Raw genomic sequence first — 16,399 nt, 5'->3', positions numbered from 1 at the left:
CCTTTTCAAAGTTTAGCACGTTACTTTTTTAAACTGAGTGTGCCTGTTCTGCGTTTTGCCGTTGCACGAGGTTTATTAAAGGACTTATTAGCAATTGCTGGCTGTTGTGACTTAGCTTTTTCAACATGCTTTTGAAAGTCACGTTTTTTAACATCCGCTGTGCCCTGTTTGTTTTCATCAAGTGAGCGTTCTTCTGTTTTACCAGAGTCTGCAATTGAGTCATTGATTAACGCCATTTCTTGCTGTGTTAAATGACGCCATTGCCCTACTTTTAATCCTTTTAGCGTCACGTTCATAATACGCGTGCGCTTTAATGTGACTACTTCATAGCCAAGGTATTCGCACATTCTACGTATTTGTCGGTTCAACCCTTGGGTCAAAATAATGGTGAACTCTTTAGCGCCGGTTTGAGTGACTTTGCATTTTTTTGTCACTGTATCGAGGATGGGAATGCCACCGGCCATCTTATTTACAAACTGACGGTTGAGGGGTTTATCAACAGTCACTACGTATTCTTTTTCATGATTATTACCGGCACGAAGGATTTTATTAACGATGTCGCCTTCGTTGGTTAAAAAGATAAGCCCTTCAGAGGGACGGTCTAGACGACCAATAGGGAAAATTCTGTCAGGATAATTAACTGCTTTAACAATATTACTTTGAATTTTACGCTCAGTAGTACAGGTAATGCCAACGGGTTTGTTGTAAGCAATGTACGCGCGTTTAGGCACTTTTTTAAGTGGTTTACCGTCAACTAATACATTATCAGTGACCGCAACTTTTACACCCATTTCAGGGCGTTGACCGTTAACAGTGACACGACCGTCTTCAATATACTTATCAGCTTCACGTCGCGAGCAAAAACCAGTGTCACTTATAAATTTATTTAATCGTTTTAAATCTGTCATGGTCAATTCGTTTTAATTTTAAAGGCCGATATTGTATACCCAAACCACCCTAAGATGCGAGTTACAGTTGGAATTAAAAGCAATTTAGACAAGGCATTGATTGCAAATGACAGTGGCTCTATTGTTAAAATCAAGACGCAATATACATCGCTTTTAAACCAACCCTGAGGGCGTTTCACAGACACTTACTTTATCGTTGTTAATTATTAAAAGGAACTAACATTGTTGCAAAATTACGCCTTGATATCATCCCCTGTGAAACGCTGAGCTAAGCATCTTGGGTTGGTCATAAGCTAGGGCTAAAGTTTTTGCGCGGTTAATTTTCATTTTGACTTTTGTCTTTACGTAATTGAGACACATCAAATACATAATTAGCCTGTTTAGTGTGAAATAAGGAAAGTTGTTTAAAATTTAAAAAAGACCAATCGTCAATATCTATAAGGTATTCATACTTTTTAATATTGTCCTGCGTTATCACCCCAAGATCAAACTCAACCTTGGTGTTATTATGCCAAAAAGGGTGCCCGTTATGATAATCAACCAAAGTAGTGAGTGCCCAACCTCCCATCATATAATGGCCCCCTACACTGGCAGTGAGTTTATTTTGCTTTATTAAATTTAAATTATCTCTGAGCCAATCAAACCCGCCAATTAAATAAGAGTGTTCGTTATTCTCTTTTACTGCGGTATAAGAACCTAATGCCATTAAATCAGATGCACTCCAAATGATATTGGTTTCAGGGTATCTTTTAAGTAACTTTTTAGTTTTATCCATCGCCTCAGGTTTAGACCAACCAGCATATACTGTTTGGTTAAGAGTTAAGTTATTCTGCTTCAAATAGGCTTTTAGCCCATCGCTTCGCGCATCCGACTCAGTGCCATAATGACCATTTATAGCTACCACATGAGGTATAAGCGCCTTCGCTGTTGCTTTTTCTAGCAGTGCCTTTGCTAACATAAAGCCTGCGGTGTAGTTATCGTGGTAAATTTCACCAAGCCAAAATTTAAATTGCTCTTGAGGGCCTAAAATAGCTGCCCGCTCTTCGCCTGTAATTGTTTGCTCTAAGGTAATAAATTTTACATTAAATTTTTCAAGCAGTGACATGGATTGCTCAGCGCCACCAGGGTAATTTAATAGTACAACGTAATCTGGAGTGGCTCTGTACTGAAGATATTTTTTAAGTTCGGCTAATTGGATATAACGATTCCCTTCACCATAAATAACATCCAGCTTTACATTATTTTGCTTTGCTGCGACTTCCATTACAGCCTGAACCTTGGCCCAAAATGGTTCGCCTTCAATTGATGGATTAACAAATAAAACTGAAATTGCATTACTTGCTGCGGCTTGTGAGCTCACAATTAAACACAGTACTACAAGCAGAATTTTCATATCGTGACCTAATCTTATATGCCAGAATTTAAGCATAGCCTACTAGCTTTACCTTGACAGTTTTCGCCACACTAATTCAAGTGGCCCTTTTTTAAAATAACAACTATAAAGCCAAAAACTAAAATATTGGATCAATGTAAGTACTGTCACTAGATACAAATAATCAATCCGATTAAAACTTAATATCCAATGTGGATACACTATTTTAAATAGCAAAAATAAGCATACCGTTTGAGAAATATAAGCGGTTAGAGACATTCGACCTAACCGCATAAAGCCGATTATGATCCAATTATTTTTATTAGCTGCTTTTACAATGATGTGAATTAACAGTAAAGCGGTAAATAGAGCGGCTAGCCAATTTAATGGCTCTTTGAGCACCAACGCCAATTGAAAATGTTGATATTCCAATAGCATTCTTAAACACGATAGTAGAAGAGCTAAAAAACCGACCGATTGCAATGAGGTAGTAGGTAAGCCATTATCAAATATTTTTAATTTATAAGTATATACGCCCACCAGCATTACAGCTGCACTCATCCATAGCGTAATTAAAGGTACTGCAATGATCATAATGACAAACATCAGAGCATTTGTGCCCAGTATGTCCCCTAAACTCGAAAATGTTTGCTCATAACTTTGCAAAAATGCACTATCAGTGCGATTGATAACAATATGGGGCTCCATTAACATTAATACCACGCTCATCAATGCGCCTATGAGAAAAAACTGCCACGCACGCCTTATAATGAGTGAATTGTCTGCGTTTAAATATCTACACGTCAACCAACCTGCGCAGGCATATATAAACAGAATATCACCCGCCCAAAGCAAAAAACCATGCAGTAAGCCAAGTACCGCCAAAACGTTTAAACGCTTCTTAAGAGTTTTGATATTTCGATGTCGCTGCCATTGTATATATAGCCCCGCACCAAACAGTATGCAGAACAAGCTACGAAAACGGCCATCAATAAAAAAGAGGTTTACAGTCTGAATTACATAATCGGATAAAGGGGGAACTGGTTGTGCTACATAGCCAAATTCAAATAAACCAAAGAAATAAACGTTCATGTACATTAAGCCTAAAACGGCTATGCCACGAATTACGTCCATGTTTTTATTTCGCATTACAGGGCTCTAGTGATATTTTTGAGTATTCGACCAGCTTAACGCATTTTCATATAATTTAGGTAACCCATCGCTTGAAGTATTTAACAATACCACTGCTTTTTCCAATGCCCACCAGCTACCAGACTCATACGCTTTTACTGTTTCCAATATATAGAAAAGTGTATTTTTTTCCGTCATCAGTGCCGATTTAATATCATCTGGGAAGGGTAATTTATCCAATAGTTGCGCCATAGGCCTATCTAAAATAGCGTCCAGTAGTGAAAATAACCCGGTTAAAAATGCACTATTAGCTTGGCTCGGGGCCACTTTTTGCGCGAGCAATTCACAAAATCGCGCGCGGATTATACACATTTTTACCAATTCAGCAGGTTTAGATTTAGACACATGCGCGGTAATTATTAAACTAACAAATTTTCTAATATGCTCTTGCCCTAAGTAAACCAAAGCCTGCCTTATTGATTCGATTTCTTTTTGCACCGGAAAAACACCGCTATTTATCAACCTTAACAGCTTAAACGCAAGGGCTGTGTCTAACTGAAATAAGCTTGCAATTGTGTTGATATTTGGGTTTTCTTTCATCGCTTGCGCATAAATTGATAAAGCCAGCGCATGATTCATATCGATATCTTTTTGTTCAATTACTTTAGGTTTAGCAAAAAAGTAGCCTTGAAAATAATCAAACCCCATTTTATGTGCTAATTGGAAGTCCTCTGTGGTTTCAATTTTTTCTGCCAATAATTTAATTTTTCTATGTTTTTTCAGCTCTGCTATTAAACCACTTAATTGTTTAAGCGGGGTAATCTGAATATCAAATTTAATTAGTTTTATAAACTTAAGGAAGCGATCCCACTTAGGCTCATAAACAAAATCATCAAGTGCTAAAACGTAGTTTTTATGGAAAAGATTGCGACAAAGTTGATAGTTCTCTTCTGTCGGCTCTATATCTTCTAATAGCTCAAGAACAACATCGTTGGAAGGTAAAAATGTGCATAAATCCATTTTTAATGAATCGGGACCTATATTGATTAATGCTTTCTTGCCTGAGGTAATGTGACGGGTGCCAAAGTTAAGCTGATTTTCCATAATAAGCTTTGCAGTAGCGACACTTTCGTCGATATTAGGAAAATAATTGTCTGTACTATTACGAAACAACAATTCATACGCAACAACATGTTGGCGACGATTGAATATTGCTTGACGCGCAACAAATACTTGCACTAGATTGCCCTTCTTCTGGATTTTTTACTACTTATTTTATAAGTAGTAAAAAATCATTAAACCGCTTTGTGTATCACAACATTATAACTAGTAAAATTATAAAAAGTAATCTTTTTAGCTTATTTGTACATAGTCTCTATGTATTGTTGTGCGACATCATCCCAGGTAAATCGGGCATTGCGCGCATTATTAACAATTTGCCGCCATTTCTGTGGCTCTTTACTATATAGTGTAAGAGTCTCAATAACGCAATTTAGGAGGTTTTCACATTGCAGCTCTAGCGTGTTGCCTGTAAAACAAAATCCATTTTCTAAATGCGTCACCGTGTCATTCAGTCCACCAACCTGATGCACTAAACATGGCTGCCCAGCACGCATAGCTAACATTTGGCTAATACCACACGGCTCAAATGAACTAGGCATTAAAAACAAATCCCCTAGTTGATAAAGTAATTCGCCAATCTTCTGCCCATAACCTTTTAAAAATAAAAGATTAGTATTTCTTGCCATGGCTTGAGTAAACACATCTTCTAATGCACTGTCACCAGATCCTAGAATAATGATCTTGCCATTAAACTTTGACAACTCTTTACATAGTTCATCTACAAGTAGTTTGTTGTTATATGGTTGGCGTAATAATAATACTTTCTGATCCGTTAAACGCCCTACACTTGTCAGCAGTGGCCCTTTTTTCTCATGTTTAATAAACGATAATAAACGTTGATGTGCAATATAATAACCTGACTCTAATTGCTTACTTTTGGCCATCCATGTGAATAGCTCGGCCTCTATTTCATCATACAAAGCGCCGAGCGAAACCGGCTTCTTTTCGTTACTTACTGTATATTCGCAGCCATTAAGCACACCCACGACTTTGCCCATAGTTGCTGCATTTTGTAAATCTTTTTCCAACCCCTCGCCACCAAAGAATCCTTTGTCTGATTCACTCGGTAACAACACCTCTTTGGCGTAACTGGGTGATACTAAATGCACTTTATCAGCGAGATTAATAGCACTGCGCATCGGGTTAAAACAATGCGGGTAACGAGGGTCGCATAACACATGACCATCATAACTAAGCGATGGAAACCAAGCCTCTAGGCTTGATTCATCACCTTTAAACGGCCTGATCCCTTGCAATGCAATATTATGCACAGTGAACACAAGTTTTGTATTGAGCAAAGTTTCAAAACGTTTATCAAACTTTAATAGTAAAGCAACACATGCACTATGCCAGTCATGTAAATGAATAACATCGGGAGATGGAATAACCCCCTGCAGTAAGCCTTCACACACAGCTGCACCAAACAAAGCAAATTTAGTGGCATCTGTTGCAAAGGGTCTACCTGGTTCATCATTACAATACACATTGCCATTGTGCTGGCTAAAATAATGATGTGACAAAACAAGTTGTCTTGATGTTGAGTTAGTAATATGCACTTGCCATACATCAACTTGATGGCTATGGCCTGCAAACGCCACGTTCAGTGTCCCTAACCGTTCTCTGTCTAAGTGACTAAATCCGTAGTCAGGAATTATAACATCTACAGAAATCCCTTTATTACTTAATGCGTTTGGGCAATCGCGTATTACATCAGCAACGCCCCCAACTTTGGCATTAGGTAACGCGTCATTTTCGGCCGCAACCATCAATACATGCATTATTTATTTACTTCCTACAGCTTAAGCTAAACGTTTCTTTTCTTGCTCTTGGCATTCAATTTTTTTGCCAAGCTCAGTTAACATGTCTCTGGTAACAAGCACAATACCTTTATTAGACACCCTAAAGCCATTTTCTTTATCGGCTTTTTTGTCAAAACCAATTTCAACACCTTCAGGAATTTCACACCCACGGTCAATTATGGCACGGCGTATTCTACAGTTACGATGAATAATTGCCCCTGGTAAAATCACTGACTCTTCAATTTCACAATAGGAACGAATATGAACATTAGAAAACAATAAGGACTTTCTGACTACTGATCCTGAAATTATGCAGCCACCTGATACGGTTGAATCAACAGCCATACCTCTTCTATCGTCGTTATCAAAAATAAATTTAGCTGGCGGTAATTGCTCTTGATAAGTCCAGATTGGCCACGTTGGATCATATAGATCTAATTGTGGTTCTGGCATAACAAGTTCCATATTAGCTTCCCAAAATGAATCTATCGTACCTACATCACGCCAGTAAGGTTGGCCTTCATGTGCGGGATCTCTAAATGGGAATGCAAAAACGTTATGCTCTTCAATAATTGAAGGAATGATATCATGACCAAAGTCACGACCTGACCCTTCATTTTCAGCATCTTTTTTTAATTGCTCAAATAGAAAGTCGGTATTAAAAACATAATTACCCATTGACGCTAAACACGTACCAGGTTTACCCGGAATAGAACTTGGAGAAGCCGGCTTTTCATCAAAACGTTTTACACGTTTTTCTTCGTCAACTGTCATCACTCCAAAGGTATCTGCCGCCTCTTCACAATCAACTTCGATACAGCACACCGTCATATCAGCGCCAGTTTCAACATGCTTGGCCAATAATGCACCGTAATCCATACGGTAAACGTGATCGCCTGACAGAATCATCACATATTTTGGTAATTCATGACGGATAATATCCATATTTTGAAATACAGCATCAGCAGTTCCGCAGTACCATTCGTCACCATAACGCTGTGATGCTGGTAATATCTCTACCGATTCACCCAGTTCTTTTTTGAAGTGGCCCCAGGCACGATTAACATGGCGAATTAATGAATGCGATTTATATTGTGTCGCAATACCCACTCGCCTGATGCCTGAATTAATACAATTGGACAACGGAAAGTCTATAATTCGATGCTTGCCACCAAAGTAAACAGCGGGTTTAGCACGCCAATTAGTTAATTCATGGAGTCGCGACCCTCGCCCTCCTGCTAAGATAAGGGCGTAGGTTTCTCTTGTTAAACTACTTATGTAACGATTTGCATAACTTGGCATAATTTATCTCCGTATTAATCTGTGCTGATGTTCGTTTTATTTGCTGTTAAAGGTGTCAAATGCCAAATTTCATCGCTGTATTGGCTAATTGTTCTATCACTTGAAAATACCCCGCTGGCGGCCGTATTTAATATACTCATTTGTGTCCAATGTGGTTGGTTTTGATACGCGCTCTCCACGTCACGCTGGGCTTTTACAAAGCTCTCAAAATCATGAGCGACTAACCAAGGATCGTGCGGGCTTTTAATCGCGCCGATAATGTCATCAAACAAGCTTGGTTCAAATAAGTTAAAGTGCCCACTTTCAAGTAGTTGCATTACATTAAGTAGATCAGGTGTAGAGTGAATAATATGCAAAGGGTTATAGTTTTGCTTAATAGATTCAATTTCTTGTGCTTTGGCACCAAATAAGAAAAAGTTGTCTTTGCCCACCGCATCCCTGATTTCGATATTAGCACCATCTAAGGTACCTATCGTCAACGCACCATTCATCATGAACTTCATATTGCCTGTTCCTGATGCTTCTTTACCAGCCGTGGATATTTGTTCTGATAAATCCGTTGCAGGACAAATAGTTTCCATTGCTGTCACATTATAATTAGGTAAAAACGCAACACGTAAATAAGGTTGGGCTAATGGGTCTTTATTAATGACTTCTGCCACATTGTTTATTAACTTAATAATGCGTTTTGCCATGTAATAACCCGGTGCAGCTTTACCACCTAACAGTACACAACGAGGCACTAAGTTTTCAGTGTCACCGCGGCGAATACGATCATAAAGATGAATTACATGAAGCACATTTAATAGTTGGCGTTTGTATTCATGAATACGCTTTACTTGCACATCAAACAACATATGTTTATCAAACTCGACGTCACAACGCTCTTTTACTAAGTCAACTAAACGCTGTTTATTCTCAAGCTTCACTTGCTGCCATTGCGTATGAAATTGTTCATCATCAAAGTAGCGGCGTAATTGACTAATTTGAGCAAGCTCACCCACCCACTCACTGCCAATTTTGTCACAAATAAGCTGAGTCAATTTTGGGTTACAATGAGCAAGCCAACGCCTAGGTGTTACACCATTGGTTTTATTATTAAACTTATCTGGCCATAACTCGAAGAATGATTTAAATAACCCCTCTTTTAATAGTTCTGTGTGCAACGCGGCGACACCATTAACAGAATAACTACCAACAATAGCTAAATACGCCATGCGAATTTGTGGCTCAGGGCCTTCTTCAATGAGTGAAAGTGCTTGTTGTTTAGCTACGTCCCCAGGCCATGCTTGCGCCACTTGAGCTAGGAAACGGGCGTTTATTTCATAAATGATTTCTAAAATGCGCGGCAATAAACGAGCAAATAACGATACTGACCACTTTTCAAGCGCTTCGGGTAATAAAGTATGGTTTGTGTACGCCATTGTAGCTGTTGTAATTTGCCACGCTTTGTCCCAATCAAGCTCATATTCATCAATAAGTAAACGCATCAGTTCTGCAACAGCAATACTAGGGTGTGTATCATTAAGCTGAAAAACATGATAATCAGCAAAATCACTAAAGTCTTCACCATGCTGTGATACCCAACTTGCAATTGTGTCTTGCAGACTCGCAGACGATAAGAAGTATTGTTGGCGTAACCTTAACTCCTTACCATTTTCACTACTGTCATTAGGGTACAACACCATTGTAATTTGTTCGGCTAAGTTTTTGTGGGCAACAGCTTCAGAATAACTACCTGCGTTGAACTCACTTAAATCAAATTCGTCGGTGGCCTCAGATTTCCATAAACGTAAGGTATTTACAATATCGTTTTTATAACCAGGGATAGGAACGTCGTAAGGGACAGCGAGTACATCATGCGTATCTAACCATTGACGGTGTTCACGACCATTTTTATCGGTATAACATTCAACGTGACCAAAGAATTTTACCCGTTTAGATTGCTCTGGCGCGCTTAATTCCCATGGGTGCCCTTCGCGCAGCCAGTTATCTGGTTGCTCAACTTGGTGACCGTTTTCAATGGCTTGATTAAACATACCGTACTCATAACGTATACCATAACCCACCACAGGTAATGCAAGGCTTGCGCAACTATCTAAAAAGCAAGCGGCTAGGCGCCCTAAGCCACCATTACCTAGCCCTGCATCATGCTCTGCTTGGGCGACATCTTCAATATTAGTACAATATTGTTGCAATGCTTGGCTTACTTGGTCGTCTAAATCTAGATTTAAAATCGCATTGCCCATTGCTCGCCCCATTAAAAACTCAAGCGAGATGTAGGCAGTTTTACGACGCTTTTCACTGTTCATTTGCTGTTTGGTAGCACGACACCGAGCAACCAATCGGTCACGAATAGTAAACGCCAGTGCGTTGTATAAATACAACTGAGACTTACCCACTTTGTCACGCCCTAAAGTGTAATAAAAGTGCCGCGATAAATCGTCTTCTAATGTACTTTCATCAATCAAAGGGGCATCTTGCCAGCCCTTTGCAACACATATTTGCTCACTGTTCTTAGCCATGACATTCGCCTTCTAAATTAGCTGAAAATACCCAACTGCTATGCGCAGCAACTTCAAATTGTTTTGTGTCTTTTAAAACACCTTCTTCAACACTTGTTATATTTAGCTGCCAGTCACCTTCTTCGGCCTCTGGTAGCGTACAAGCTACCGTTACGTCACTGGCATTTAATATAATTAGTAATGCAGATTTTAATTGTTCATCGTGCAAGCTATACATCAAAAATTGTTTGCTGCCATCATGCCAATCATTCTCTTGCATTGGCATGCCGAGCTCATTAAACCAATGCACTGCAAATCTTTTATCTGTGTCATGCAAAAATACGCGGTGTTTAAATACGCAATGTTGTTTACGTAACCGTAAAACGTCATCAATAAATCGTGTTAGCGGGTGTCGACGCTGCGAGTCTTTCCAAGCAAGCCAACTCGTGCGATTATTTTGACAATAAGCGTTATTGTTACCCCCTTGTGAGTGGCCCATTTCACTGCCTGATGCAAGCATTGGCACGCCTTTAGATAATAACAATGTGAGCAACATATTTTTTTGTTGCTGCAAACGAAGAGCTGTTATTTCAGGGTCATTACTAAACCCTTCAACACCGCAATTAAAGGAATAATTAGCACTGTGCCCATCTCGATTTTGCTCACCATTGGCTTCATTATGTTTTTCTTCATAACTGACCGAGTCAGCAAGCGTAAAACCATCATGGCTAGTAATAAAATTAATGCTATTGAGCGGGCCTCTTAAGTTATGATCAAACAAGTCACACGAACCATGTAATCGCTTAGCCAATTTAGGCAACATATTTTGTTCACCACACCAAAAACGCCTTACAACATCACGATATTTATCATTCCATTCACGCCATGGCGCTGGGAAAGCCCCAAGCTGGTAACCTCCTGGGCCAATATCCCATGGCTCGGCAATCAGCTTAACTTTTGATAAAACAGGGTCTTGGTTGATTGCTTGTAAAAATGTATGTTGCTGATTAAAGCCGTGTGCGGTTCTAGCTAAAATTGAAGCTAAGTCGAACCTAAAGCCATCAACACCCATAATTTCTACCCAATAACGTAAGCTATCTAGGACCATTTTTAAGCTGTAGGGATTATCGATATTGAGTGTGTTACCGCAGCCTGTGTCATTAATATAGACTTTAGGATCACCTTCAACAGCGCGATAGTAACCAGGATTATTTAAACCGCGCCATGATAACAAGGGACCGTCGATTCCAGCTTCAGCAGTGTGGTTATAAACCACATCAAGTATGACTTCGATCCCAGCACTGTGTAACTCGGTGACCATTTGCTGAAATTCAGCTATTTCATCATTAACAAGGTAATCTTTATGAGGGGTAAAAAAGTTTAGGCTGTTGTAGCCCCAATAGTTTTGCAAGCCTTTCCCAGTTAAAAATTGTTCACTGATAAAACTATGCACTGGTAACAATTCAAGTGTTGTTACGCCCAGCTCTCGCAAATGTTCAATAAATACAGCGTGACTTAATCCTAAATATTTTCCTCTTAAATGCTCAGGTATACTCGGGTGACGCGCAGTTGCACCTTTGACATGGCACTCATAAATGATTGTTTTGCCCCAACTATGATTAGGTTTAACACCTTGGTATGGCATTAACTGCGTCACTTTTGACTTTGGCATATCAATAGCGTTATTTACCGCGCTTAATGTACCAATGGGCATTTGGCTGTAATGACGTTCACTCCAAGTAAATTCACCAAATAAGTCTTTTGCATATGGGTCTATTAAAAGTTTTTGACTGTTAAAATGCAGGCCTTTACTAGGCTGATACTCACCTTCAGCACGATACCCATACAACGTGCCGACAGGGAGTGGGCTAATAAATAAGCTCCACACTCCGCCTTCATTTTTGTTCATCGCTAATTTAAGCACTTCGGTATGCCCGCTGGCATCAAATAAACACAGATACAATTGCTTTGCCAATGGGGCATAAACAGCAAAATTAACGCCATTACCTTTAATTGATGCACCTAAAGAGGTAATTTCCCCTAGGCTTAACTCAATTGATAGACTCATTGCATACCTTTTTCATATAAACTGTCGCAAGCGGTGGTAACGTTATTAATATACTATTTTGATAGCCATGACTTGGTGATGCTTCAGTTGCAATTAAACCGTCATTAACCTTAACCCCAGAGCCAAAAAATAACTCATCATCGGTATTAAGCAGCACTTCAAACTGCCCTTTTGACGGCACACCGATTTGATACCCTTGGTATACATTAGGTGTTAAGTTACACACCACCACAACATAATCTGAGGCTTTTTTAGCATAACGAACAAAACTAAAAATACTTTGTTGTGCGTTTTGGTTATCAATCCAACTGAAGCCCGCTGGCTCTGAATCTAATTCATACAAAGCAGGTGTAGACGTATAAACATCGTTTAATGTTTTGACAGTGTTTTGAATACCATTATGGCTTTGGTGTTCTAATAGGTGCCAATCAAGGGATTGGTCATGATTCCATTCTTTGCGCTGTGCAAACTCTCCGCCCATAAAGAGTAACTTTTTACCCGGGTGTGCCCACATAAAGGCATAATATGCGCGTAAATTTGCAAACTTTTGCCAATCATCTCCAGGCATTTTTTCAATCAGTGAACCTTTGCCGTGCACCACTTCGTCATGACTTAATGGTAAAATGTAGTTTTCACTAAATGCATAGACCATTGAAAATGTCATTTCATGGTGATGGTGTTGTCTGTAAAGTGGGTCTCGTTGCATGTAATGCAAACTGTCATTCATCCAGCCCATATTCCACTTGTAGCCAAAGCCTAAACCATCATGATCCACTTGGCGGGTCACCCCTGGCCACGCAGTTGACTCTTCTGCAACCATCATAATGCCGGGGTTATTTGCATAACTGCGAAGGTTAACTTGTTTTAAACACTCGATTGCGCCAAGGTTTTCTCTGCCACCATAACAATTGGGAACCCACTGCCCTTCTTCACGGCTGTAGTCTAGGTATAACATCGAGGCAACGGCATCAACACGCAAACCATCTATAGCAAATTCCTCAAGCCAAAACATCGCGTTTGCAACTAAGAAGCTGCGTACTTCAGGCCTGTCATAATTATAAATATACGTGTTCCAATCAGGATGAAATCCCTGTCTTGCATCAGCATGTTCGTATAGGTGTGTGCCATCGAAACAATGCAATCCGTGCGGATCACTTGGAAAGTGTCCCGGAACCCAGTCAACTAACAACCCAATATTTTCTTCGTGGCAGCGCTGCACGAAATATCTAAAGTCATCAACACTGCCAAAACGACTTGTTGGCGAAAATAGACCAACAGGTTGATAACCCCAAGAACCGTCAAACGGATACTCACTTATCGGCATTAATTGAATGTGAGTAAACCCCGTTTCTTTAACATAACAGATGAGATGTTCAGCAAATTCAGTATAGTTTAAGTAGCAATTATCAATCTTTCGTTGCCAAGAACCTAAATGAACTTCATAAATGCTGATGGGTGCATCAATAGCATTTCGCTTCGCTTTTTGCTTTAGCATTTTGTCAGTTAACTTGATGGCACCTAATTGTGGTTGCAATACAGAGGCGGTACCGGGCGCTTGTTGCATTTTAAATGCAAATGGATCGGCTTTTTCGAGTACATCGCCACTCGTTGTTGTAATAGCAAACTTATAGCACTGCCCTGCTGTAAGGGCTGGAATAAAAATATCCCATACCCCTGAACCTGGGTTAAAACGCATAAAGTGGTGATTTCGCTGCCAGTGATTAAATTCGCCAATGACTGAAACACTGCTTGCATTTGGGGCCCATACACTAAAGCGAACTCCATCAGTCTCATTAAGAGTAATAAAATGAGCGCCTAAATGACGATACGCATGCTCAAGCGTACCTTCATTAAATAAATACATTGCATGCGAATCTAGCGCACTTGGGAAGTTGTATACATCACGTTGCTGAACAGTACAATTAGGGTACTCAATTATGAGTTCATAGTCATCGCTCAGTGATGATGCTACGTGTGCAATAAATAGATCCGAATCCATGTACCGAGAACAATTAATTAGCGTACCTTTTGATTTAACACATACGCTTTGTGCTCCGGGTAAAAAGCAGCGGATACTTTGCTTAGAATTTGAATCTGTATGTAAGCCTAAAAAACTAAATGGGTCTTTAAAACAACCACGCTCAAGCGCAGATACTTGCTGATTATACTGATCGGATACTGATTTAATTTGAACAGAACTGTTCATTTAATACGTCCTTATTGAATTTATTTCACTAAGCAAATTAGCATGTTGTTTTAGTATTTCTGTACATGGCTTAGAAAGTACTCTACGCCAATTGGGGTACTCTTTATCTGTACCTGGAATATTTACAGGGAGTATTTGCTGATCCAAGTCATCTAATTGAATTGCGAAAAGTTGAGCTGGTGACTGTGCTAGACTTAATGTCAATGCGGTATATATATCTTTAGTTTGCGTATTAAGCGTGTAACCATGATGACCACTTTGCTCTAAAAATCGTAACATTCGTTGTTTTTCAACTTGACGGATTTCTAAATCTTTCACTTGCTGCGGTTCATCTATTAATTGATATTGAACCTTTAAATCTAAATCGCGGCCGTCCCACCAAGCGAAAAATGGCGGTACATCATGATTAGCAATCATTAATAAACAATGGGGGTCAAAAGCGTCGGCAGGTAAAAACTCACCATGTTGATCTTTCTCAAAGTAAAATAAGCTATTTGAAAAAATTGCTTTCTCTGCCAGTGCTGTTTTTACTTCCTGAGGTACAACCCCTAAATCTTCACCAATTACAATACATTCATTCAAGTGTGATTCGATGCTTACAATTGCCAGTAAGTATTCAAAAGGGTAATACACGTAACACCCTTCTTGTTGTCCATTATTCTCAAAGCACCACCATAATCTTCGTATGGCCATTACATGATCAATACGCAACCCACCCACATCTTCCATGTTAGATTTAATAAGTGCGCGGTAAAATGCGAAATTATTGTCACCTACTTTAACTGGGTTCAGCGCAGGTAAACCCCAATTTTGACCTTGCTCAGCCCACGGATCTGGCGGAGCACCTACATGTGCATCTTTAGCAAATAGCTGCTGTTGGGTTGAAAACTCACCACCATCGCCGGCACATCCTACGGCCAAGTCATTGATTAAACCAATTGCCATCCCGCTGTCTCTCGCTACGTTTTGACATTGCTTTAACTGAGTATGCGCTTGCCATTGTAGATAGCAAGCAAACTCGAAATCTTGTTGTTCAAGGGTTGTTAATGTTGTGCGGTGTTCTTGGCAAAATAGTGCGTATTGAGCTTTTCGCTCATCACTTCCATCAGCTATAAACTTGTTATGCAAACATTTAAGTAGTTGGTATTTGTATTGAGTCACCAAGGTATAATCAATATATTGACTATCGGTATTAAGATGTTCAGATTCTTTGAGAAGCTGATTTAACGAAGCGTTAGCATGTGCATCTTCGCTAAGTGAAACCGCAATATATAATGGATTAAGTAAAGCCCGATTGTTTGGACTGTAAGGGCTTGCTCTTTCGGGTTCGTCGGCAAAAAGTAAATGCAATGGATTAAGCAATATATAATCAAGTTGCAAAGCAGCACTGTGGCAAGTCAATTCCATTAAATCGGCAAAATCACCAATCCCCAACCCAGCTTTATTTTTTAAGCTATACAACTGAATTGATAAGCCTGTGCGTTTTTTATCAGGAATTTGATAACTTTGTTTAGGGGTTGCCCAAATTTCAGTCAAGACTGTTTTGCTATTAATAGAAACTTTAGCATCATGATAACCAACAGGGAGTGCAGGCAAGCAAACCTGCAACTCAACATAAACGACATCATTAAACGTATAATTTCCAGTACACGTAAGAGTGTTTAAATCAGACACTATTGGCTCAATATCTAAACTTTCAAAAGAAATAGTGCAAGCATGATGTATTAACCGTTTATCAATCCTCACTTTTAAAGCTGGTGCATCGCTTTGAACAAGGCTGCAGCTAGGCACATATTCTAACCACTTTGCAGCATCCAATGAGATATTTAAATGCTCTATTTGCTGAAGGTTTTCAGTATCTACGCCACAACAGCGAAGTGCCGCTGAACGTGTGTCGTGTTCAAAAAATACCTGTTCCCCTGTATATTTAGTGTATTCATAACCAATACCATGCAGATAAAACAACTGCGTAAGTAAATCCATTATA

At 39.4% G+C, this 16,399-nt stretch carries 10 protein-coding genes; all 10 read right to left on the bottom strand.

Going from position 1 to position 16,399, the window contains the following annotated elements; translation table 11 throughout:
• Nucleotides 1-20 precede the first annotated feature (20 nt).
• Entirely contained in the window at nt 21-908 is an 888-nt protein-coding gene (gene rluF / locus ACFI4Z_RS03760) for a 23S rRNA pseudouridine(2604) synthase RluF (protein ID WP_462669389.1), read from the bottom strand.
• Between the two features lie 316 nt (nt 909-1,224).
• Nucleotides 1,225-2,301 carry an ABC transporter substrate-binding protein gene (locus tag ACFI4Z_RS03755; RefSeq protein ID WP_462669388.1) on the bottom strand — a complete coding sequence of 359 codons (1,077 nt, stop codon included), beginning with the start codon at nt 2,299-2,301 and terminating at the stop codon, nt 1,225-1,227.
• A 48-nt stretch (nt 2,302-2,349) separates the two neighbouring features.
• Nucleotides 2,350-3,429, bottom strand: a complete 1,080-nt coding sequence (locus ACFI4Z_RS03750; protein WP_462669387.1) for a DUF418 domain-containing protein — start codon at nt 3,427-3,429, stop codon at nt 2,350-2,352.
• A 9-nt stretch (nt 3,430-3,438) separates the two neighbouring features.
• Entirely contained in the window at nt 3,439-4,650 is a 1,212-nt protein-coding gene (locus tag ACFI4Z_RS03745; RefSeq protein ID WP_462669386.1) for an EAL and HDOD domain-containing protein, read from the bottom strand.
• A gap of 119 nt (nt 4,651-4,769) precedes the next feature.
• On the bottom strand, nt 4,770-6,311 hold the full coding sequence (locus ACFI4Z_RS03740) for a glycogen synthase (RefSeq protein ID WP_462669385.1): 1,542 nt from the start codon (nt 6,309-6,311) through the stop codon (nt 4,770-4,772).
• Nucleotides 6,312-6,332: 21 nt separating this feature from the next.
• Nucleotides 6,333-7,634: a glucose-1-phosphate adenylyltransferase gene (gene glgC / locus ACFI4Z_RS03735; protein ID WP_462669384.1), complete on the bottom strand. Its 1,302-nt coding sequence runs from the start codon at nt 7,632-7,634 to the stop codon at nt 6,333-6,335.
• A 14-nt stretch (nt 7,635-7,648) separates the two neighbouring features.
• On the bottom strand, nt 7,649-10,159 hold the full coding sequence (locus ACFI4Z_RS03730; RefSeq protein WP_462669383.1) for a glycogen/starch/alpha-glucan phosphorylase: 2,511 nt from the start codon (nt 10,157-10,159) through the stop codon (nt 7,649-7,651).
• Nucleotides 10,152-12,206, bottom strand: a complete 2,055-nt coding sequence (gene glgX, locus ACFI4Z_RS03725; protein WP_462669382.1) for a glycogen debranching protein GlgX — start codon at nt 12,204-12,206, stop codon at nt 10,152-10,154. The genes ACFI4Z_RS03730 and glgX overlap by 8 nt, the downstream gene beginning before the upstream one ends.
• The gene (gene glgB, locus ACFI4Z_RS03720) at nt 12,190-14,412 is read right to left on the bottom strand and encodes a 1,4-alpha-glucan branching protein GlgB (protein ID WP_462669381.1); all 2,223 of its coding nucleotides are present in this window, start codon (nt 14,410-14,412) and stop codon (nt 12,190-12,192) included. Before glgB ends, glgX begins: the two co-directional genes overlap by 17 nt.
• The gene (gene malQ / locus ACFI4Z_RS03715) at nt 14,413-16,395 is read right to left on the bottom strand and encodes a 4-alpha-glucanotransferase (protein WP_462669380.1); all 1,983 of its coding nucleotides are present in this window, start codon (nt 16,393-16,395) and stop codon (nt 14,413-14,415) included.
• Nucleotides 16,396-16,399: the final 4 nt, after the last annotated feature.

This window comes from Pseudoalteromonas sp. RWi3 (assembly GCF_054960735.1).
The sequence above is the reverse complement of the archived record's forward strand: the minus strand, read 5'-3'. Positions and strand labels throughout refer to the sequence as shown.